Here is a 21,333-nt window from a genome sequence, read left to right as displayed (position 1 = left end):
CGTCAGTCGGCCATCGGCAGGCGCGGCGCTGAGGCGAGCAGCTCCCTCGTGTAGTCATCCTGCGGCGACCCGAACACCGACTCGGTCGCGCCAGCCTCGACGATCCGACCGTGCCGCATCACCAGCACATCGTCGCTCATGTGCCGAACGACGCCGAGATCGTGCGTGATGAACAGGTAGCTGAGGCCGAGCGAGCGTTGCAGGTCGTCGAGCAGGTCGAGAACCTGCGCCTGCACCGACACGTCGAGGCTCGACACCGGCTCGTCGCAGATCAGGATGTCCGGACGTGGCGCGATGGCGCGCGCGATCGCGACGCGCTGCTGCTGGCCGCCCGAGAGATGCCGAGGGCGGCGGGCGGCCAGCGCTGGAGTGAGCCCCACCGACTCCAGTAAGGCCGGCACTCCATCCTTGCCGCCGAGGGCGTCCGCGAGGATGCGCCCGACCGTCCAGCGCGGATCGAAGGAGCTGACGGCGTCCTGGTAGATCGCGCCGATGCGCGGGCGACGGGCTCGTCGCGCGAACTCCGGCACGCCGCTCCATGGCTCGCCGAGCAGGGAGACGTGCCCGGCATCCGGTCGCTCGAGGGCGAGCACCAAGCGGGCGAGGGTGGTCTTGCCCGACCCGGATTCGCCGACGATTCCGAGGGTGCGTCCGCGCTGCAGGGAGAAGCTGACGTCGTCGACTGCCTGCAGGGTGTCGAATCGCCGGGAGAGGCCATTGGCGGCGAGCACCACGACGGGCTCCACCGGCGTTTCGAGCGCCGGCGGCTCTTCCGTGAGCCGGGAGAAACGAGGCCGTCCGGCCGGCACGGCCGCGATCAGCCTTCGGGTGTAGGGATGCTGCGGGGCCGAGAGCACCGAGTGGGTCGGGCCGCTCTCGACCACGCGCCCCTCGCTCATCACGAGCACCCGGGAGGCCAGCCGGCTCACCACGGCGAGATCATGACTGATCAGCAGGACGGCGGCTCCCTCGTCTCGCAGCCGATCGAGCAGGTCGAGGATGCCGGCCTGCACTGTGGTGTCGAGCGCGGTGGTCGGTTCATCGGCGATGAGCAGCCGCGGCTGCAGCGCGATCGCCGATGCGATGACAGCACGTTGACGGAGACCTCCGGAGAGCTCATCCGGACGCTGGGATGCGCGCAGCACGGGATTCGGCATGCCCACTTGCGCGAGGAGCTCGAGCACACGTGCCTGGCGCTCGGCGGGGGAGAGCGATGCGTGCAGCCGAAGCGGGTCTGCGATCTCTCGTCCGACCGGCCGCAGCGGATCGAGGGCCACCAGCGCCCCCTGCGAGATGAAGCCGATGTCCCGCCCGCGGAGGCGCTGCAGCCGGCGGGGGGAGGCATCCGCGATGTCGGTCGTGTCGAAGCGCAGCGTCGACGCGGTGACAGTGCCGCCGGTGAGGCCGAGCAGCGCCCGCGCGGTGACGCTCTTGCCCGAGCCGGATTCGCCGACGATGGCGAGACACTGCCCCGGTTCGATGTCGAACGAGACGCCCGAGACGACGGGCGCACCGAAACTCACGGCGAGGTCGCGCACGCTCACGAGAGGAGTCACGATCGCCGGCTCCGTTCCTGAAGTCCGCGTCCGACCAGCGTCGTGGCCACCGCGCTGATCAGGATGAACAGTCCCGGAAAGAACGTCATCCACCAGGAGGAGGCGAGGTAAGTGCGACCCGCCGAGAGCATCGCCCCCCACTCGGCCGCGGGCGGCACCGCACCGAGTCCCAGGTAGCTGAGCGACGAGGCCCAGACGATCGACTGGCCGATGCCGAGGGTGACCAGCACGAAGAGCGATCCGGCCACGTTGGGCAGCACGTGCTGCCAGAGGCGGAACCACCAGCCGCGCCCGAGAACGGTCGCCGATTCGAGGTACGGTGCGCGGCGCACCACGAGCACCCGACTGCGGATGATGCGGGCATAGCCCGGCGCGGTGGCGAGCCCCACGGCGATGGTCGAAGTGACGACCCCTGGTCCATAGACGACGATGAAGAGCAGCGCGAGAAGCAGTCCGGGAAAGGCGAACAGCACCTCGAGAAAGCGGGTGGTGCCGAAGTCGAGCCAGCGCGGACCGAGCCCAGCGAGCAGCCCGAAGACGAGCGCGAGCCCGACGCCGATGGCCGTGGCGGAGATGCCGATCAGGAGGGAGGCTCCGGTGCCGTGGATGATGCGCGTATAGATGTCCCTGCCGGATTCGTCGGTGCCGAAGAGGTGGCCGGCCGACGGGGATCGAAAGCTCTGGGCGGGATGGATGGCCAGCGGATCGGCCGGTGCGAGCAGTCCGGGCACCAGGGCCGCGAGCAGCAGGAAGAGGAGCGCGCCGACTCCGATCCACGGCAGGATGCGTCTCATCGACCACGCAACCGAGGGTCGACCACGCGGTCGGCGAGGTCTGTCAGTGTCGTGACAAGCATGTAGCCGAGGGCGACGAGCAGCACGACGCCCAGCACGAGCGGAACATCCCGTTGCTGCACCGCCGAGAGCAGGCTGCGACCGAGTCCGGGCCGCGCGAAGATCGTCTCGACGACGACAGCCCCGCTGATGAGGGAACCGAAGGCCCAGCCGGCCAGTCCGATGGCGGGGATCGCCGCGTGACGCAGCGCATGGCGCCAGAACACTCCGCCGGGTCCCTCGCCCCGAGCCCGAGCGGCGAGGACGAAAGGCGAGCCCATCGCGTCGAGGATCGATTCGCGCATCACCTGCGCGAGGAATCCGGAGAGGGGCAGAGCGAGGGTGAGGACGGGCAGCACGAGTCCGAGCGGTCCGGGCACGCTCACTGGCGGCAGCCAACCGAGAGTGGTGGAGAACAGCAGGATCAGGCTGATCGCCAGCCAGAAGTGCGGCACCGCAGCGGCGACGACCTCGAGCACCCAGCTGACGGCGGATGCCGCCCGCCCGCCCTGCGCGGACCAGGCCGCGAGCGCGAGCGCGATCATCGCCGCGACGATCAGCGACACCACCGCCAGCACAAGGGTGCCGCCGAGGTTCTCGCCGACGACGGCGATCACCGGCCGTTTGAGCGCGTAGGACGTGCCGAGATCGCCCCGAAGCATCCGGCCAAGGTACTGGAGGTATTGCACGAACAGCGGTTGGTCGAGACCGTAGTCGGCACGAGCCTTGGCGAGCGCCGCCGCGCTCGCCTGGGAACCGGGCCCGCCGAGGATCGCCTCCGCTGGGTCACCGGGAATCAGCCGGATCGCGAAGAAGGTGACCGTGGCCACGGCCCAGAGCACGAAGGCCACGCCGCCGGCCCGCAGCAGCGCCCAGGGGGCCCAGCGCCTGCGCCTCCCTGCCTCCGGTAGTGCCGCTACCGGGAGAGCCACGAGTCGTACATCGTGGGGGTCGATACCGTCGGCATCGCCCGCAGGCCCTTCACGAGGGAGCGGTGCAGGTAGTGATTCTGCTGGTCGTAGAGCGGCAGGATGTAGAAGCCCTTGAGCACGATCTGCTGCGCCTGCTTGTACAGGGACAGACGTGCGGCGGCATCGGAGGAGACGGCGGCCTTCTCGAGCAGCGCGTCGAGCGCCGGGTCCTTCACCTGGGAGTGGTTGGCAAAGTAGCCGCTCGGCGCGGGGGTGGTGCCGGCGGAGTCGAACAGGATGCGCAAGACATCCGGACCCACCTTCGTATACGGGGCGCTCACGAGGTTGTACTGGTTCTTGCCGAGGGCGCCGTACCAGCTGGAGAGGTCGAGGGGCTTGAGGTCAACCTTGAACCCGGCCTGCTTCGATGTTGCCTGCAGCTGCTCGAACAGCGACTGCTCGGCGGGGATCGACTGGTTGGTGCTCACCGGAAAGGAGAGTTCGAGCACGGCGCCGTCTTTGGTGCGGTATCCGTCGGCGTTCTTGGTGGACCAGCCCGCGTCATCCAGAAGCTGGGCTGCGGCCTTCTGGTCGTAGTCGAAGAGTGAGGGATCGGAGAATCCGGCCTTCTCCACGCTCGACAGCGGAGAGTACGAGCGCTTCGCAGTGCCGAAGAAGAGGCTCTTGACGGCATCGTTCACGTTCGCGGAGCGAATGAAGGCCTCGCGCACCTTCGCGTCGTCGAACGGCGCGATGCTCGAGTTCAATTCGATGCGATTGGATGCCCCGGGCCGGGGAGCGTCGATGGCGATCAGATCGTTGCTCTTCTTCGCGGCGACGAGGGTGTCCGGTTGCACATTGTCGATCACGTCGACGGTGCCGGCCTGCAGCGCGGCGTAGCGCGAGGCGGAGTCCGGCAGGAATCGCCAGTCGATCGCCTTCAGGTAGGCGCTGCCGGTGTGGGCGGCATCCGCCGGGGGAGAGCTGTAATCGTCGTTGCGTACGAGGCTGATCGACTGCTGGTGCGTCCACTTCTTCACGACGAACGGTCCGGTGCCCACGGGCGACTCGCAGTTCACGGCCTGGCCGCGCTTCAGCGCGGTGGCGGACTCGATCGCGAGCCAGGGCTGGGAGAGCGAGTCGAGCAGTGCACTGTCGGGCGTCGAGAGGGTGAAGCGCACGACATCCGCCGACACCGCGGTCACCGCGGTCACCTTCTGGAGGGCCAGGTAGCCGGTGGAGGATCCGGTGGCCGGGTCCTGCACGTGCGCGACATTCGCCGCGATCGCCTCGGGGGTGAGGTCGGTGCCGTCGGTGAACGTCACGTTCTTCTTGAGGGTGAAGTCCCAACTCAGCCCGTCGGCCGACTCCGACCACGTGGTGGCGAGCCAGGGGATCATGTCGCCGGCGGGGTTCTTGGAGACGAGGGATTCGAGGTACTGGGTGGCCACGAGCGCCTGCGGATAGTTGCCCCCGACGTGGGGATCGAGGCAGTCCGGCTCCGCATCACCGGAAGCGTAGACGAGGGTGCCGCCGGAGACCGGTTTAGTGCTCGTCGGCGCCGGTGCGGCGCTGCAGCCGCTCGCGATGAGCGCGACTGCAAGAATGGAGATGACGGGGGCGACGACACGTTTCACGACGGAGACTCTTTCGGTTCTATTATTGGACTCAGTACAATATTACGCCCCCGCGGAGGAACACATGGTCCCTGGCACACCGAACGCCGTCGGTCGCCCGCGCACCTCATCCCGTGCCGTCATCGAGGATGCCGCAGCCGAGCTGTTCCTCGAGAACACCTACGCGCTCACGACGATCGAACAGATCACGCAGCGGGCAGGCGTGAGCCGCAACACCTTTTTCAACTACTTCGCCGCCAAGAGCGACGTGCTCTGGGTGGAGCTGGATGCCGCGATCGACCGTCTCACGCTCGAGCTGCAGGCGGTCCCAGAGGGTCGCCCCGCGCTCGCCGAGATGCGCGCGGCGACACTGCGGGTGGTTGCCGAGATCGGTGTGGACCGCGTGCCCCTCGCCCTGACCCAGGACGATGTGATGGGCACGACCGAGGAGACCCGGGTATCCGGGCTCGCGCGCCTTGCCCGCCGATCCGACCTGATCGCAGTGTTCCTGGCCCGCCAACTGCACCGCGATCCGGAGGATCTGCTCGTACTCAGCGCCGCAAACGCGCTGTCCGGAGCGATCTCCGCAGCCTGGACCGTCTGGGCTCGCGACGGCATCGGCCGCCGACCGCTCGCCGAGTACATGTCCGAGGCCTTCGACGTCGTCTCGGCCGGCCTCACCGCGTCTCTGGTCGAGTAGGTCGCTGCCCACAGCGCGCAATTCGGGCGTCTGCGGACAAACCGGGCCGGCAGGCCGACCCGGGCCGTCCGCAATGGCCCGTATTTCACGGAGGCGTCCGGGACGTTTGGCCCTGTACCCGGGCGGGTCTACGGCGCAGAATGGCAGGCATGTCGCATTGGATGGAACACAGGAAGCCCGAGCCCGGCCAGATCGCGCTGATCTCGCTGCTCGCGGCCTGGACCCTCGCCTGGAAGGGCGTCTCGCTCTGGCACGCTGCCAAGGACGACAGCAAGCCGTGGTTCGTCGTGCTGCTGCTCAGCAACACGATGGGCCTGCTCGACGCGCTCTACATCTTCCGGGTCAGTCGCACGCGGAGACTCGCGGTGGAGGATACCCGGCGCGACGACGACTATCCGCAGCAGACACACTCCATCGAGGACTGAGCCTCAGGCCACCTCGAGCGACGGTTCGTCAGGGGTCGAGAGCGAGAGCAGGGCCTCTTCGATGTGCTCGTTCTGGCGCAGCGACTCTTCAATGCGGCGAAGCGAATACGCCACATGGGTCTCGGTGTCGTCGCCGACGATGTCGACCGACGCCACGAGGAACACCTTGCCCGGTCCCACGTATTCGAGGTGCAGGTAGGTCACCCGCTCGATCTCCGGGCGCTCGAGCAGTCCGCCGAGCACGTCGTTGCGCAGCCCGTCATCCGGATTCTCACCGATGAGGAACCGACGGTTGCGGTCGATCAGCACGATCGCGACCCCGCCGAGAAGCGCTCCGACCAGGATCGAGCCGATGGCATCGAAAGCCGCGAGTCCCGTGACCTGATGCAACAGGATGCCCGGAAACGCGAGTGCGAGACCGATGAGTGCCGCGGCATCCTCGGCGAAGACGGCCCGCAGGGTGGCATTCGAGCTGGTGAGAGCGTAAGACCCCGTGCTGATCCCGCGACGCTTACCGCCGGCCCTGGCCTGGCGGAAGGCTTGGGTGAACGAGATCCCTTCGAGCACGAAGGCGACGGCGAGCACGATGTACGCGATGCCGAAGTCGGTGGCATCCTCCGGCGTGATGAGCTCCTGGATGCCGTGCCAGATCGAGACGACGGCCCCGGCGGTGAAGATGCCGAAGGCCGCGAACATCGACCAGACGTAGGCCTCGCGACCGAAGCCGAGCGGATGTCGGTCATCGCGCTGTTTCACCGATCGTCGATCCGCGATGAGCAGGAAGATCTCGTTGCCGAAGTCCGCCCAGGAGTGCGCCGTCTCGGCGACCATGGACGCGGATCCCGTGATCACCGAGGCGATGGTCTTCGCGATGGCGACCAGCAGGTTGGCACCGAGCGCGATCACGACCGTGAGCGATCCGCCGGCGGCTGCGGTGGGAACGGGATCTGTCACCGATTCAGTCTGTCACCTCACGTAGAATTGTCTGCAACGACATCGATCCGGCAATCACCGGGGAGTCTTCGGAAGAGCGGCGGCCGCCCACGGGCGGCAGCCGGGTAGAACCGAACGGGTCTGGCCCGTCATCGCCAATGAACAAGCGGTCGCCCTGCACAGGGAGGCAAACGGGGTGGTACCGCGCGATCCGAACCCCTCGGGATCGCGTCCTCGTCCAGTTGAACGTGCGACCTGGAGAGACATGACTTACCCCCTTAGCGACGGCTCGGATGCTGGCGACGCCGGCCTGACCGCATCCCCGGACTTCCCGGCGATCGAGAACGGCATCCTCGCCTTCTGGAAGAGAGATGACACCTTCCAGGCCTCCATCGACCAGCGCGAGGGATGCTCCGAGTGGGTCTTCTACGACGGTCCGCCATTCGCCAACGGCCTGCCCCACTACGGCCACCTGCTCACCGGCTACGCGAAGGACCTCTTCCCGCGCTACCAGACCATGCGCGGCAAGCTCGTGCACCGTCGGTTCGGCTGGGACACCCACGGTCTTCCCGCAGAGCTCGAGGCGATGCGGCAACTCGGCATCACCGAGAAGCACCAGATCGAAGAGATGGGCATCGCCACCTTCAACGAGAAGGCGCGGGATTCGGTGCTCGAGTACACCCGCGAGTGGGAGGACTACGTCACCCGCCAGGCCCGATGGGTCGACTTCGAGAACGACTACAAGACCCTCGACATCACCTTCATGGAGTCGGTCATCTGGGCCTTCAAGCAGCTCTACGACAAGGGGCTGGCCTACGAGGGATTCCGCGTGCTGCCGTACTGCTGGCACGATGAGACGCCGCTCTCGAACCACGAGTTGCGCATGGATGACGATGTCTATCGCATGCGGCAGGACCAGTCCGTCACCGTGACGTTCCCGCTCGACGGCGCGAAGGCGGAGTCGCTCGGGCTCACCGGGGTGAAGGCGCTCGCCTGGACGACGACACCGTGGACGCTGCCGACCAACCTCGCTCTTGCCGTGGGGCCCGCCATCTCGTATGCGATCGTGCCGAGTGGTCCGCTCGGGGCATCCGATGGTTCTGCGGAGGGCGTCGCGGAGTTCCTGCTCGCTGCCGACACCGTCGCTGCGTATGCGAAGGACCTCGGCTACGGCTCGCCAGAGGCCGCCGTCGAAGCCATCGAGAGAACACTGCTCGGGTCCGAGCTCGGCGGGGTCACCTATGCCCGCCTCTGGGACTACTACGCGGATGTGGAGACCTGGGGCACCGGCAACGCCTGGCAGGTCCTCGTTGCGGACTACGTCGCCACCGGTGAGGGCACCGGCATCGTGCACCAGGCACCCGCCTACGGCGAAGACGACCAGATCACCTGCGCTGCGGCCGATATCCCGGTGATCATCTCCGTCGACGACGGCGGCAAATTCCTGTCCCAGATCTCGGATGTCGCGGGCCTGCAGGTCTTCGATGCCAACAAGCCGCTCGTGCAGAAGCTGCGCGCCGACGGCCGCCTGCTGCGCGTGGCGAGCTACGAACACAGCTATCCGCACTGCTGGCGCTGTAAGAATCCGCTCATCTACAAGGCGGTGTCGAGCTGGTTCGTCAGCGTCACGAAGTTCCGTGACCGCATGGTGGAGCTCAACGACCAGATCAACTGGGTGCCCGACAACGTGAAGGACGGCCAGTTCGGCAAGTGGCTGTCGAACGCCCGGGACTGGTCGATCTCGCGCAACCGCTACTGGGGATCGCCGATCCCGATCTGGAAGAGCGACGACCCGGAGTACCCGCGCGTCGACGTGTACGGATCGCTCGATGAGCTCGAGGCGGACTTCGGCGTGCGTCCCACCGACCTGCACCGCCCGTTCATCGACGAGCTCACCCGGCCGAACCCCGACGATCCCACCGGCAGGTCGACGATGCGGCGCATCGAAGACGTGCTCGACGTGTGGTTCGATTCCGGTTCGATGCCGTTCGCGCAGGTGCACTATCCCTTCGAGAACGCCGAGTTCTTCGAGGAGCACAACCCCGCGGACTTCATCGTCGAGTACATCGGCCAGACCCGCGGCTGGTTCTACATGCTCCACGTGCTGTCGACGGCTCTCTTCGACCGGCCGGCCTTTCGCAACGTGATCAGCCACGGCATCGTGCTCGGCAGCGACGGGCAGAAGATGTCCAAGTCGCTGCGCAACTATCCGGATGTCTCGGAGGTCTTCGACCGGGACGGCGCGGATGCGATGCGCTGGTACCTCATGTCGTCGTCGGTGATCCGCGGCGGCAACCTCGTGGTCACCGAAGAGGGCATCCGTGAGGGAGTGCGCCAGCTGATGCTGCCCCTCTGGAACAGCTACTACTTCTTCACGCTCTACGCGAATGCCGCGACCGCCACTGGTCTCGATACGGGCGCGGAGCGCCCCACTCGACCGGCGGAGACGGGATACACCGCGAGCCTGCGCACCGATTCGACGGACGTGCTGGATCGCTACCTGCTCGCCAAGACCCGCCAGGTGATCGGGGATGTCACCGCCCACCTCGACAACCTCGACAGCCCGCTCGCCGCGAACTCCCTTCGCGACTTCGGCGACGTGCTCACCAACTGGTACGTGCGGCGCAGCCGCGGTCGCTTCTGGAGTGGCGACAGCACCGAGGCCTTCGACACGCTCTACACGGTGCTCGAGACCCTCACCCGCTTGGCGGCACCGTTGCTTCCGCTCGTCAGTGAGAAAATCTGGAAGGGACTCACCGGCGGTCGCAGCGTGCACCTCACCGACTGGCCCGATGCCGCGTCGTTCCCCGAGGACGACGCTCTCGTCGCCACGATGGACCGCGTCCGCGAGATCGCGTCCTCCGGCTTGGGCTTGCGCAAGGCCACCGGGCTGCGAGTGCGGCTTCCCCTCGCGGAGCTCACCGTCGTGGCCGAGAACTCGGCGGACCTGCGGGCTTTCGCCGACATCCTGCGCGACGAGCTCAACGTCAAGGCGGTGGTGGTGCGCGAGCTCGGAGAGGACAGCCTCGGCGAGTTCGGCATCCAGCGCAAGCTCACGGTCAACTCCCGCGCAGCCGGACCCCGCATCGGCAAGCAGGTGCAGCTGGTGATCCAGGCGGCCAAGGCCGGAGACTGGGCCCCGAACGGCGAGAACGTGATCGTCGGCGGCATCGAGTTGCTCCCCACCGAGTTCGAACTGCAGTTGCAGGCGGCGGATGACGCGCAGGCGATCACCTTCCTGCCCGGCGGCGGCTTCGTGCTGCTCGACACGGTGACCACGTGGGAGCTCGAGGCCGAAGGGCTCGCGCGCGACCTCATCCGTGGAGTGCAGGACACCCGCAAGGCTGCCGGCTTCCAGGTCAGCGACCGCATCGACCTCACCCTCTACTTCGAGTCCTCGTCAGAGCGAGCTGGAGTCGAACCCTTCAAAGCCACCATCGCCGAAGAGACCCTCGCCCTGGCGATCACGGCCGTCGAGACCGACGGGAGCGTGGAGGCGTACGCTGCCCAGCACGGTCACGCCGGCGCATTCCGTTCCCTCATCCGGGCCGGGCAGTACGCGAACAGCGGCGACGTGCTCGTCGAAGTAACGATCCATGGAGCAGCAACCGATGTCTAAGAACCCCCTGTCCGAAGATCCAGAACTGGGAGACGACGCGCTCTTCCAGAAGGATGCCGACGCCGTCTACCAGGAGCTGCTCGCGCGCATCGGCGAGGGACACCCGCAGCCGCGCCTGGCCGCAACGCGCCGTGTGGTCGAACTTCTCGGTGATCCGCAGCGTTCGTACCCGATCATCCACATCACCGGAACGAACGGCAAGACCTCCACGAGCCGCATCATCGAGAGCATCCTGCGGGCCTACGGCCTGCGCACCGGGCTCTTCTCGAGCCCGCATCTCGTGCGGGTGAACGAGCGGATCCTCGTCGACGGTGAGCCGATCACCAACGAGGCCTTCGTCGCCAACTACCGCGACATCAAGCCATACCTCGACATGGTGGATGCCGAGCTCCGCGCCGCGGGCGACGCTCCGCTGGCCTTCTTCGAGGCCTTCACCGCGCTCGCCTACGCGAGCTTCGCCGATGCCCCGGTGGATGTCGCGGTGATCGAGGTCGGACTCGGCGGCGAGTGGGATTCGACGAATGTTGGCGACGGCCAGGTGGCGGTCTTCACCCCGATCTCGCTCGACCACACCGCACGCCTCGGCAACACCGTTGCGCTCATCGCGGCGACGAAGGCCGGCATCATCAAGCCCGCGGCGGCCGTCGTGACCGCGACCCAGCCGGAGACCGCCCTCGCCGAACTCGAGCGGGCAAGCGAGCTGATGGAGGCGAGCCTCGCCGTGCAGGGCACCGCATTCGAACTGCTTTCGAACACCGTCGCGGTCGGCGGCCAGGTCATCTCGGTGCGCGGGCTCGCCGGCACCTACGACGACCTCTTCCTTCCTCTCTTCGGCGATCACCAGGCGCAGAACGCCGCCGTCGCGATCGCCGCCGTTGAGTCATTCCTCGGCGGGGGCGAGCAGACGCTGGTGGGCGATGTGCTCACCGAGGGCATCGCGACAGCGTCCTCACCCGGACGCCTGCAGGTCATCGGCATCGAGCCGACCGTGATCATCGATGCCGCGCACAACCCGGATGGGGCGCGGTCTCTCGCTGCGGCACTCGGCACCTACTTCACCTTCGACGAGGTGGCCATCGTGCTCGGTGTGCTCGACGACAAGGACGCCCGCTCGATCGTGGCGGCCCTCGCTCCGGTGGCCGAAGTCATCCTCGTCACCGCCTCGAGCTCCGAGCGGGCTGTGCCCGTCGATGATCTCGCGGAGATCGTGCGCGAAGTTGCCCCCGAGACCTCCGTCGACGACTACGACACCCCGGGCGAAGCGATCACGGCAGCCCGGGCCTGGGCAGAGAAGGCGCCCCGTCGCGGCGTCGTCATCACCGGGTCGATCACTCTCATCGGCGACGCCCTGGTGCTCGCGGCGGCAGAGGGGTGGACGCGATGACGGAGGCGGATGGCGCACGCCCGCCTCGCACGCGGGTGCGGCGCGAGCGTTCCGCGAGCGAATCGCTGCTCTCCATCGCACTCCTCCTCGAGGCCGTGCTGGTCTTCTTCGTGGTGATGGTTGCTTTCGGCCTCCAGGTGCTTCCGACCCCGGTGGTGTTCGGCGGGGGAGCGTTGCTCGTCGTACTGCTGGTCGTCGCCGGCAGGCTCGCCGGCCGAGCCCTCGGGGTCTGGCTGGGCTGGGCACTCCAGGTCGTGCTCATCGCCCTCGGTATCCTGCTGCCGCTGATGTATTTCATCGGCGCGATCTTCGCGGCGATCTGGATCTACTGCTTCGTCACCGGCCGGCGTCTCGACCGCCGCAAGGCCGCCTATCTGCTCGACAACTCGTCCACCCCCAACAATTAGGAGCCCCATGAGCACCGAAGAAACCCTCGTCCTGGTCAAGCCGGATGGCGTGTCCCGCAACCTCACCGGCGAGATCCTGCGCCGTATCGAAGCGAAGGGCTACCAGCTCGTCGACATCAAGCTCGTGCAGGCGAGCCGTGAACTCCTGGCGAAGCACTACGAGGAGCACGTCGGAAAGCCCTTCTACGAACCGCTCATCGAGTTCATGGAGAGTGGCGCGATCGTTGCGCTGCGCGTCACCGGCGAGCGTGTGATCGAGGGCTTCCGATCCCTCGCCGGCACGACCGATCCCACCACCGCGGCCCCCGGCACGATCCGCGGTGATCTCGGGCGGGATTGGGGCCTCCGTGTGCAGCAGAACCTGGTGCACGGGTCCGACTCGCCCGAATCCGCCGAGCGCGAGCTCGCCCTCTGGTTCGACTGAGCCCTCTAGACCCGCGAGGCACGACTTCGCACGATTCCGGGCATCCGGGGCGTGCGAAGTCGTGCCCTGAGCGGGCCAGCCTCGCGCCTAGGGCGTGGGAGTCGGGGTGGGTGACGGGGTGATCCCGGCGGCGCTCGCCGCGAAGGAGATGAAGTCTCCGGTGCCATCCCAGCGCTTCCCATTGACGACCACCGTCGGGGTCGAGAATCCGCCGGCCGTGGGGTTCACGAGCGAGGCCGTGCCCGTCGTGACCTGCGTGGTCTTGCCCACCCATGACTTGAACTTCTCGCTGTCGATGCAGCTGTCGACCGTGGGGTCGCTGATTCCCGCCTCTGCCACGAGCGCCTTGATCTCTTTGTCCGTGAGGCCAGAGGTTCCCTCGGTGGGCTGCTTGTCGTAGAAGACCGTCTGGGCATCGAGGAACTTCGCCGGGTCGTAGTTCGCAATGCAGGCGGCCGCATTGGCGGCGCGGCTCGCATAGCGGCTGGTCAGGTAGTTGCGGTCGAGAATCGAGACGGGATGCACCTCGAGCGTGGCCGATCCGCTCGCGACGAGCTGCTGGATCTGCGCGGCGTAGGTGGCTTCGAATGACTTGCAGGCCGGGCAGGCCCAGTCAACGTAGGTGACAATGTGGGCGAGCCCGTCGGAGGCGTCGGTCTTCGTCGCCTTCGGCTTGCCGTCGGCCGAGGCCGCTGCGGTGGTCGTGGGGTTGGCCACACCGCCCTTGCCGGTGAAGAGGATGCCGCTGCTCGCCATGTTCTTCGGGCCGGGAGCCCCGGGTGCGGCGGGCTGCACGACGATCGCCACCACTATCGCGATGACCGCGAGGATGGCGATACCTATGCCACCCTGCAGCAGGATCTTGTTGCGACGCTGGCGCCTCTTCTCGGCCTCGCGTTCGATGCGCGCGGTCTCGCGGGCGGCCTCCCGTCGATCCTTCTTGCCTTGCGGGGAGTTCGAAGTGCCGGAAGCAGCCATGTGTCGGTAACCAACGTTCTGTGAGATGGACGAAAATCTGGGCAAAAATTACGGGGTGAAGCTGGGACGGATCACGGTGGAGGCTGAATATTCACTGGCGGAGTTCAGAGGCGATGGATGACATCGAGCTGAACCTGCGCGATGGCGGCGACCACCACGTAGCTCACGAGGGTGATGAGCGGGACGTATCCATAGGCCGCCGCGCCGAGATCGCGGACGCGTGCCGAAACGGGAATGTGTCCGGACTTGAGGTTGAAGAAGGTGATCAGCCAGAACGAGGGGATCACCACCGACCAGGTGGCCATGCACCATGGGCAGAGAGTGCCGAGCACGAAGATGCTCTCGGTGATCAGGAAGATCACGAATGCGAGAGCGAGGGTGATGCCCACATTGAGCGCGATCCAGAACCAGCGCGCGAAGGTCACGCCGCTGATGATGAGCACGGCGATCATGAACATGGCCATCCACCCGCCCACGCCGATGAGCGGATTCGGGAAGCCGAACAGCGAGCCCTGCCACGAGGAGAGATTCTTGCCGCACTGCACGAGGACGCTCACGTTGCACGAGGGCGCGACGTCCGGAGTGGTGAAGGTTCCGACCTTGTCGACGGTGAGGCGGAAGGCCGCGAAGAACCCGGCGACGGATGCCACGGCAAGGAACATCCCGAGCTCGAGGGGCCGCCCGTCCCGACGGAGCCGTGGCACGGCCAGCGCGAAGACGAGGGCCATGAGCAGGAGCTGCGCTGCGAGAAGCCAGGACACGGCGAGGTGCGGCACTACCGCGAGATACAGGGCCCAGACCTGGAAGAGCACTCCGACGGCGAAAATCGTGGCAATGGCGCGCCACCAGCCAGCGGAGATGCTTGCACCGGAGAATTGCGCGGCACCGACCGTGAGGGCGATCACGAAGAGGGCCATCGAGAAGGCGGATGACGGGTATCCGAGTTCGTTGTCCGCGCCGAGCAGCTTGGGGATACCGCTCGCCGACTCGATGCCAACGAAGGCGATCGCCGTGCTCGCGAAGGAGACGAGAACTCCGGCGGCACCGGTCGCGGTGAGGAGGAGAGTGCCACGGCGGGAGGGAGTCGCCGGTGGGGTCGTGGTCACCCTGAGGATTATTGCATGAGCCAAATGCGGCGTAACTGGCAAGGCATGCGATAATTTGGAGAAGTCATCCGAGCCGCGCTCGATATGACGCCAAAGAATGCTTACCGGGCACTGTGTGACGAAACCTGAGGGTTGCCGAACACAACACCGGGCCGCGCTGAATCGGCTTCGATCCGCCCAAGGATCGATCCCCATCGAGAGCGTGTCGGATAGCGAGTTCCGAACAGAATCACCAAGACAAGCGAACGAGACCAGAGCCAGCCCCAGCGTGTCACAGCGACCGGGGGCCGGGGTTCGGTTTCAGAGCGAAGAATTAGCGGCACATCGACCGAGGCCAGAACCGCCGGAGTCGAAAACCGCGACGAGAGAGTACCCGACGGGTCGCGCGGCTTCCCGTACCGGGCTAGGAGTGCACCAGCGATGGTGGAGACAACTACAAACAACAACGACGGTTCGGCGCAGAACGAACCGAAAAAGCGTTCACGCCTCTTCGGATCACGCCGGGCATCCAAGCCCACAGCGGCTCCGGAACCGACGGCTGATGTGCAACCGGTGAAAGCTCCGGAACCCGCAGCGGCGGCCAAGCAGCCGGCGGCATCCGCCGCTCCGCAGGCCGATGAAGCGCCGGCCAGGCAAGCGAAGGCCGAGCAGCCCAAGGCTGCAGCGGGCACCGACACCGCAGCGGGCGCTAGCGCCGCAGCGGCGACCTCCGACGCCCCGGCCAAGCGCGCTCCGGCCCGCCGGACCGCGGCGAAGCAGGATGCCGCTAAGTCCGACGATTCGACCGCCGAGAAGGTGACCGAGCCGACGGCCGCGGCGACGAAGAAGGCGCCGATCGCGCGCCCGACCACGTCCCTGCTCTTCCAGGCTCCCGACCTGCCGGTGCTCCCACCGCGGCCCGACCGGGACGACGACTTCGACGACGAGCCCCGAGACAACAACAGGACGTCGCGGAACTCCCGCAACAGCCGAAACGACCGCACCACTGATCGCAACGACGATCGAAACTCTGACCGCGACCAGCGGGACGACGACGGCGAGCAGACGACGCTGCGCCGCCGTTCACGCCGTCGTGCCGGGGATGAAGACCGCGATTCGAACGGTGGCAACTCGGGCAACTCCAACCCGACCAACACCGTCGTCAAGGTGCGCACGCCGCGTCCGGCGCCCGAACTCAGCAACGAACCGACCAAGGTACGCGGCTCCACCCGGCTCGAAGCGAAGAAGCAGCGCCGCCGCGACGGCCGTGACGCCGGCCGCCGTCGCCCGGTCATCACCGAGGCCGAGTTCCTGGCCCGCCGCGAGAGCGTCGACCGCAAGATGGTCGTGAGCTCCAAGTTCAACCGCATCCAGATCGGCGTGCTCGAAGACGGCGTGCTCGTCGAGCACTACGTCGCCAAGGCGGCGGATGCCAGCCTGATCGGCAACGTCTACCTCGGTCGCGTGCAGAACGTGCTCCCGAGCATGGAGGCAGCCTTCGTCGACATCGGGCGCGGCCGCAACGCCGTGCTCTACTCCGGCGAGGTCGACTGGGAGGCCGCGGCGGAGAACTCCGCCGATGGCAAGAGCCAGGCCCGTCGCATCGAGCTCGCCCTCAAGCCGGGCGACAAGGTGCTCGTGCAGGTGACGAAGGATCCGGTCGGCCATAAGGGCGCCCGCCTCACCAGCCAGGTCAGCCTGCCCGGTCGCTACCTCGTATACGTGCCGAACGGCTCGATGAACGGCATCAGCCGAAAGCTCCCCGACACCGAGCGCGCCCGTCTGAAGAAGATCCTCAAAGAGGTGCTCCCCGAGAACGTCGGCGTCATCGTGCGCACCGCTGCCGAAGGCGCGACCGACGAGCAGCTCACCCTCGATGTCAACCGTCTCACCGCGCAGTGGGCCGCGATCAGCGCCACCCTGGAAACGGTGCAGGCGCCGGCCCTGCTGCACAGCGAGCCAGACCTCCTGGTCAAGATCGTGCGAGATGTCTTCAACGAGGACTTCCACGAGCTGGTCATCGATGGCGAGGATGCCGAAGCAACAATCAAGACCTACCTCTCGCAGGTGGCCCCCGATCTCGTGGACCGGCTGAAGACCTATGAGGGCACCGTCGACTCGTTCGACGAGTACCGCATCACCGAGCAGATCGAGAAGGCTCTCGACCGCAAGGTGTGGTTGCCTTCGGGTGGTTCGCTCGTCATCGACCGCACCGAGGCAATGACCGTCGTGGACGTCAACACCGGCAAGTTCGTCGGCTCGGGCGGAAACCTCGAAGAGACCGTGACGAAGAACAACCTCGAGTCGGCCGAAGAGATCGTGCGCCAGCTGCGTCTGCGCGACATCGGCGGCATCATCGTCGTCGACTTCATCGACATGGTGCTCGAGTCGAACCGCGACCTCGTGTTGCGTCGGCTCGTCGAGTGCCTGAGCCGCGACCGCACAAAGCACCAGGTCGCCGAGGTCACCTCACTCGGCCTGGTGCAGATGACGCGCAAGAAGCTCGGGCTCGGCCTCATCGAGTCATTCAGCGAACCCTGCGAGTTCTGTGCGGGACGCGGCATCATCATCCATCACGACCCGGTAGTGCGTCACCGCCAGTCCGCCCAGCCCGAGACTCCCCGTCGCGGACGCGGCAAAGGCGGCAATGGCAACGGCGGCAACGATTCCGGGCGCTCGAACGGCTCGTCGAACAACGGTTCGTCGACCGCGCAGAAGCCCAACGGTGGAACCCACGCCATCACCGACGACGTGAAGAACGCCCTCGCCCAGATCGCGGCCTCCACGATCGCGCACGCGCACGTCGACGAGCCCGCCGTCGTGGCCTCCGATGCTCCGGCCAAGGATGTCACGGCATCCGCGGTCGCCGTCGAGTCCGCTCCGGTGGCTGCTGTCGAGTCGCCCCAGGTCGAGGCCGTGACGATCGCCGCGGCCGAGGCTGCCGTCGAGATCCTGGACATCCCGGTGAAGAAGAACTCGCGGGGACCGCGACGCATCTCCACCCACGATGCCGAGCAGATCCTCGATTCGGTGCTCGATGCCCTTCCCGAACCGAAGCAGCCGGGGCAGGGGCGCTCACGCGTCTCTCGCCGCGCCTCCAGCGCCGGTACCGTTCGAACCACCGAGCAGCCTGAGCAGTCTGAGCAGTCCGAGCAGTCCGAGCAGTCCAAGGGTTCCGCGCCAGAGTAGCGAGCCGAGGTGGCGTAGACAGCGTCACGTCGTAGGATTCCGCAGGTGGGCATCCGGGTAGCAGAGCGCGAGCGAAGCGGCATCCGGACGCCCACCGTGGTGGGGCTTTCGCTCGGGCTCACCGGCATCATCGGGATCTTCGCCGTGCGTGCCTTCACTCCCGCGCTCGGACCCTGGTCGCTGCCCAGCCGCGTGCAGGACCTGCTCACGCTGTCGATCAGCGTGATCATCGAGTCCCTGCCGTTCGTGATTCTGGGGATCGTGCTGTCGATCCTCGTGCAGGTCTGGATTCCCGACCGCTGGATCATGCGGATCCTTCCGCGCAATGCCTTCTTGCGGCGGGCCACGATCTCCTTCCTCGGCATCTTCCTGCCGGTCTGCGAGTGCGGCAACGTACCGCTGGCGCGCGGGCTGATGGTGAAGGGATTCACCGTTTCGGAGTCGATGACTTTTCTCCTTGCCGCGCCGATCGTGAATCCGATCACGATCCTCACTACCGGGCAGGCCTTCGGTTTCGACAGCTGGGTCTTCGCGGCACGCCTGGTGGGCGGATTCGTGATCGCCAACGTGATCGGATGGCTCTTTTCGAAGCATCCCGCCCAGGACAGCCTGCTCACCGACCGCTTCGCCGCCGACTGCCGACTGCCCGACGGGCACGAACACGACCAGACCCGCTGGCAGAAGAGCGTGGAACTCTTCACCCGCGAGAGCGCTGTGATCATGCCGGCACTGTTCATCGGGTCGCTCATCGCCGGCCTCGTGCAGGTGGCGGTGCCCCGCGCGGTGCTGCTGAGTCTCGGCAGCAACCCGCTCTGGTCGATTCTCGCGATGATGGTGCTCGCGTTCGTGATCTCCGTCTGCTCCAATGTCGACTCGTTCTTCATCCTGCCCTTCGCCAGCACCTTCATGCCGGGTTCCATCGCGGTGTTCCTCGTCTTCGGGCCGATCATCGACATCAAGATGCTCACCCTCATGCGCACCACCTTCCGGGCGAAGGTACTGGTGCAACTCACCGTGATCGTCGGGTTGCTGAGCGCCCTGATCGGATTGGTCGTGAATTATCTTGCCTAGGTTCACCCGGTGGCAGGGCATCGCCCTGTGCGTCGCAGCCCTCGTCTCCACGGTCTGGCTGGCCGTGACCAACCAGCTCATCCTCTACATCCACCCGCGGTACATCGTGTTCACCGTGATCATGGCTGGGCTGGGGCTCGTGCTCGTCGTGGCCAGCTTCTGGAAGTCGCCGAAACCGGATGACCACGACCAGGATCACGAAGAGCCGAGCCCCCGGGGCTACCGCAAAGCGATCTCTGTCGCCGGCACGGTGGTCACCCTCGTGGTCGCTGTCGCCCTCGTCGTTGTACCGCCCGCGACCCTGACCACCGCCACCGCAGACCAAAGGGTGATCAACAGCACTCAGGTGGGCTCCGGCACGAAGACCGTGGACTCCGCAGCATCCGCTCCTGCCGGCGCGTTCGCGCGCTTCACCGTGCTCGACTGGTCGTCACTGCTACGCCAGACGACCGACGCGGGCTTCTACCGCGATAAGACGGCGAACGTCATCGGATTTATCACCAAGGACACCGATGACCCGCAAAACGTCTTCTATGTCTCCCGTTTCGTGATCACCTGCTGCGCCGTCGACGCGCAGCCGGTGGGGGTGCCGGTGTACCTGCCCAACTGGCAAGATCGCTTCAGCGCCGATCAGTGGGTGAAGGTGAGCGGATCCTTCGAGACGAATCCGAGCACGAAGAGCCAGCAGTCCATCGCGCTGGTGCCCACCGCGACGACGAAAGTGACTCAGCCGAGTGAGCCATACCTCTACTGACGGCGAGGATGCTGCCGACGGGGCGGCCGGGCCGTTCCGTCGCGCCCTCGCGATCACCATCATCACCCTGGTGATCCTCGTCGCGGGATTCGCCGGCCTCAACTTCCTTCAGGGGCCGAAGTTGTCGAGCGGAAGCGTCGATGTCGATCGTGTGGTCGCTCAGGCCGGACAGCAGCTGCGGCTCTTTGCCAACCAGAGCATCCTCGACGTCACGAAGAAGCACGTGTCGGTGAGTCCGGCGGCGCCGTTCACCGTGAGCACCTCCGGGGCCATCATCGCGGTGCAATTCACGGACCGCCTTCGCTATGGCACCAGATACACAGTGCGGGTGTCGGATGTCGCCAACGCGTTCCAGCCGCGGGTGTCGACCTTCAACTATGCGTTCACCACGGCTCCGGCCGGGATCTACTATCTCGATCGCGCCGACCCGGCGGCCGGGGCTGGGCAGGTTGATTCGATCATCCGCACCGGGCTGCGCGGCAGTGAGCGCACCGTGGTCTACTCGGCGCCGCGCATCCAGCAATTCGTTGTCTTCGCCCAGGCGATCGCCGTCACGACCCTTGCCGACGATGGCACCAGTTCGCTTTCTCTGGTGGGGCTCTCCAGCAAACTGGTGGAGCAGATCGTGCTGCCGTCGCCGGGCACCATCGATCAGATGCAGGGCGAGTCGGATGCTGGACTGCTCGGCTTCGCCTTCACCAGCGCGGGGCCCACGGTCTCGCGCCAGTTCAACTCCGTGCTCATGCGCATCGATCTCACCGGAGCACACACGGTGACCCCGGTGCCCGACCTCGCCGGCAAGCCTCTCGGAGTGTTGGACTGGGGTTTCCTCGGCGGTACGACGAGCATCGTCGCCCAGGGCGAAGACCAGACCGTACTGCTGATCGATGCCGCCAAGGCCGGACCGCCCGTGCCTCTCGGCCAGTACACCGGTCTCGGGCGGAGTTCGCCCGACGGCAAGACGATCGTCGTGAGTGACGTCTTCGGAAAGATCGCCTATTCTCTCGCAGACGGGAAGGAGACGCGCATCCCGTCGCTGCCGATCGCCGGGGCATCCACCTACGGCGGCGATGTCGTGCTGCTCGGGCGCGACACTGCCCGGGTGCAGCAAGTCGCCGTGTTCGACTCGGCGACGGGCGGCAGGTTCCAGAGCTATCTGCTCTACGAGAACGGCACGACCGCGCGGGTGCTCTACCAGTCGAAGGACGATGCCGGCAGTATCGAAGACTTCAGCATTTCGCCGAACGGCCAGTTCGTGGCGGTAAACGTGATCCCGGACTATGCGAACAGCGTCTCCGATGGCTACCCGGCCGACGCGCAGTCCACCTCGATCTCCACAGTCTTCATCGACATCGCGAGCGGAGCCGTCGTGCGCAGCGTCGAGGGCTTCGACGAAAGCTGGTAGCCCCTCTCACCCGTCACCGCCGTGGCAGGGCATCGCTGTGACG

General features: G+C 66.7%; 17 protein-coding genes. 10 read left to right on the top strand and 7 right to left on the bottom strand.

What is annotated here, in order from left to right; translation table 11 throughout:
• Window positions 1-2: 2 nt before the first annotated feature.
• The 4 genes from VLI63_RS02690 to VLI63_RS02675 are packed head-to-tail and all read right to left on the bottom strand — an operon-like array spanning window position 3 to window position 4,937.
• Window positions 3-1,556, bottom strand: coding sequence for a dipeptide ABC transporter ATP-binding protein (locus VLI63_RS02690; RefSeq protein ID WP_409155383.1), 1,554 nt, complete (start codon window positions 1,554-1,556; stop codon window positions 3-5).
• A complete protein-coding gene (locus VLI63_RS02685) occupies window positions 1,553-2,350 on the bottom strand; it encodes an ABC transporter permease (protein WP_409155382.1) in 798 nt (265 codons plus the stop codon). The genes VLI63_RS02690 and VLI63_RS02685 overlap by 4 nt, the downstream gene beginning before the upstream one ends.
• On the bottom strand, window positions 2,347-3,321 hold the full coding sequence (locus tag VLI63_RS02680; protein WP_409155381.1) for an ABC transporter permease: 975 nt from the start codon (window positions 3,319-3,321) through the stop codon (window positions 2,347-2,349). The genes VLI63_RS02685 and VLI63_RS02680 overlap by 4 nt, the downstream gene beginning before the upstream one ends.
• Window positions 3,306-4,937, bottom strand: a complete 1,632-nt coding sequence (locus VLI63_RS02675; RefSeq protein ID WP_409155380.1) for an ABC transporter substrate-binding protein — start codon at window positions 4,935-4,937, stop codon at window positions 3,306-3,308. The genes VLI63_RS02680 and VLI63_RS02675 overlap by 16 nt, the downstream gene beginning before the upstream one ends.
• Window positions 4,938-5,001: 64 nt before the next feature.
• Here VLI63_RS02675 and VLI63_RS02670 point away from each other — a divergent pair, with 64 nt between their 5' ends.
• Together VLI63_RS02670 and VLI63_RS02665 are read left to right on the top strand one after the other, a co-directional pair.
• Window positions 5,002-5,616: a TetR family transcriptional regulator gene (locus VLI63_RS02670; RefSeq protein ID WP_409155379.1), complete on the top strand. Its 615-nt coding sequence runs from the start codon at window positions 5,002-5,004 to the stop codon at window positions 5,614-5,616.
• 149 nt (window positions 5,617-5,765) lie between these two features.
• Window positions 5,766-6,041: a DUF5652 family protein gene (locus tag VLI63_RS02665; protein WP_409155378.1), complete on the top strand. Its 276-nt coding sequence runs from the start codon at window positions 5,766-5,768 to the stop codon at window positions 6,039-6,041.
• A 3-nt stretch (window positions 6,042-6,044) separates the two neighbouring features.
• Here VLI63_RS02665 and VLI63_RS02660 read toward each other — a convergent pair whose 3' ends face one another.
• Window positions 6,045-6,995, bottom strand: coding sequence for a cation diffusion facilitator family transporter (locus VLI63_RS02660; protein ID WP_409155377.1), 951 nt, complete (start codon window positions 6,993-6,995; stop codon window positions 6,045-6,047).
• A gap of 244 nt (window positions 6,996-7,239) precedes the next feature.
• Here VLI63_RS02660 and ileS point away from each other — a divergent pair, with 244 nt between their 5' ends.
• The 4 genes from ileS to ndk are packed head-to-tail and all read left to right on the top strand — an operon-like array spanning window position 7,240 to window position 12,808.
• Window positions 7,240-10,593 carry an isoleucine--tRNA ligase gene (gene ileS / locus VLI63_RS02655; protein WP_409155376.1) on the top strand — a complete coding sequence of 1,118 codons (3,354 nt, stop codon included), beginning with the start codon at window positions 7,240-7,242 and terminating at the stop codon, window positions 10,591-10,593.
• Window positions 10,586-11,977: a bifunctional folylpolyglutamate synthase/dihydrofolate synthase gene (locus VLI63_RS02650; protein WP_409155375.1), complete on the top strand. Its 1,392-nt coding sequence runs from the start codon at window positions 10,586-10,588 to the stop codon at window positions 11,975-11,977. Before ileS ends, VLI63_RS02650 begins: the two co-directional genes overlap by 8 nt.
• Window positions 11,974-12,384, top strand: coding sequence for a DUF4233 domain-containing protein (locus tag VLI63_RS02645; protein ID WP_409155374.1), 411 nt, complete (start codon window positions 11,974-11,976; stop codon window positions 12,382-12,384). The genes VLI63_RS02650 and VLI63_RS02645 overlap by 4 nt, the downstream gene beginning before the upstream one ends.
• A 7-nt stretch (window positions 12,385-12,391) precedes the next feature.
• On the top strand, window positions 12,392-12,808 hold the full coding sequence (ndk, locus tag VLI63_RS02640) for a nucleoside-diphosphate kinase (protein WP_409155373.1): 417 nt from the start codon (window positions 12,392-12,394) through the stop codon (window positions 12,806-12,808).
• 87 nt (window positions 12,809-12,895) lie between these two features.
• Here ndk and VLI63_RS02635 read toward each other — a convergent pair whose 3' ends face one another.
• Window positions 12,896-13,786, bottom strand: coding sequence for a DsbA family protein (locus tag VLI63_RS02635; RefSeq protein ID WP_409155372.1), 891 nt, complete (start codon window positions 13,784-13,786; stop codon window positions 12,896-12,898).
• Between the two features lie 104 nt (window positions 13,787-13,890).
• On the bottom strand, window positions 13,891-14,892 hold the full coding sequence (locus tag VLI63_RS02630; RefSeq protein WP_409155371.1) for a vitamin K epoxide reductase family protein: 1,002 nt from the start codon (window positions 14,890-14,892) through the stop codon (window positions 13,891-13,893).
• Between the two features lie 420 nt (window positions 14,893-15,312).
• Here VLI63_RS02630 and VLI63_RS02625 point away from each other — a divergent pair, with 420 nt between their 5' ends.
• The 4 genes from VLI63_RS02625 to VLI63_RS02610 are packed head-to-tail and all read left to right on the top strand — an operon-like array spanning window position 15,313 to window position 21,290.
• Window positions 15,313-18,060 (top strand): ribonuclease E/G, encoded by a 2,748-nt coding sequence (locus VLI63_RS02625; RefSeq protein WP_409155370.1) that lies wholly within the window; start codon window positions 15,313-15,315, stop codon window positions 18,058-18,060.
• A 51-nt stretch (window positions 18,061-18,111) separates the two neighbouring features.
• Entirely contained in the window at window positions 18,112-19,131 is a 1,020-nt protein-coding gene (locus VLI63_RS02620) for a permease (RefSeq protein ID WP_409155763.1), read from the top strand.
• Window positions 19,124-19,885, top strand: a complete 762-nt coding sequence (locus VLI63_RS02615; protein ID WP_409155369.1) for a TIGR03943 family putative permease subunit — start codon at window positions 19,124-19,126, stop codon at window positions 19,883-19,885. The genes VLI63_RS02620 and VLI63_RS02615 overlap by 8 nt, the downstream gene beginning before the upstream one ends.
• On the top strand, window positions 19,866-21,290 hold the full coding sequence (locus VLI63_RS02610) for a hypothetical protein (protein WP_409155368.1): 1,425 nt from the start codon (window positions 19,866-19,868) through the stop codon (window positions 21,288-21,290). The genes VLI63_RS02615 and VLI63_RS02610 overlap by 20 nt, the downstream gene beginning before the upstream one ends.
• The last annotated feature ends 43 nt before the right edge of the window (window positions 21,291-21,333 follow it).

Source organism: Lacisediminihabitans sp. H27-G8, from assembly GCF_046156175.1.
Classification (GTDB): Bacteria; Actinomycetota; Actinomycetes; order Actinomycetales; family Microbacteriaceae; genus Lacisediminihabitans.
The sequence above is the reverse complement of the archived record's forward strand: the minus strand, read 5'-3'. Positions and strand labels throughout refer to the sequence as shown.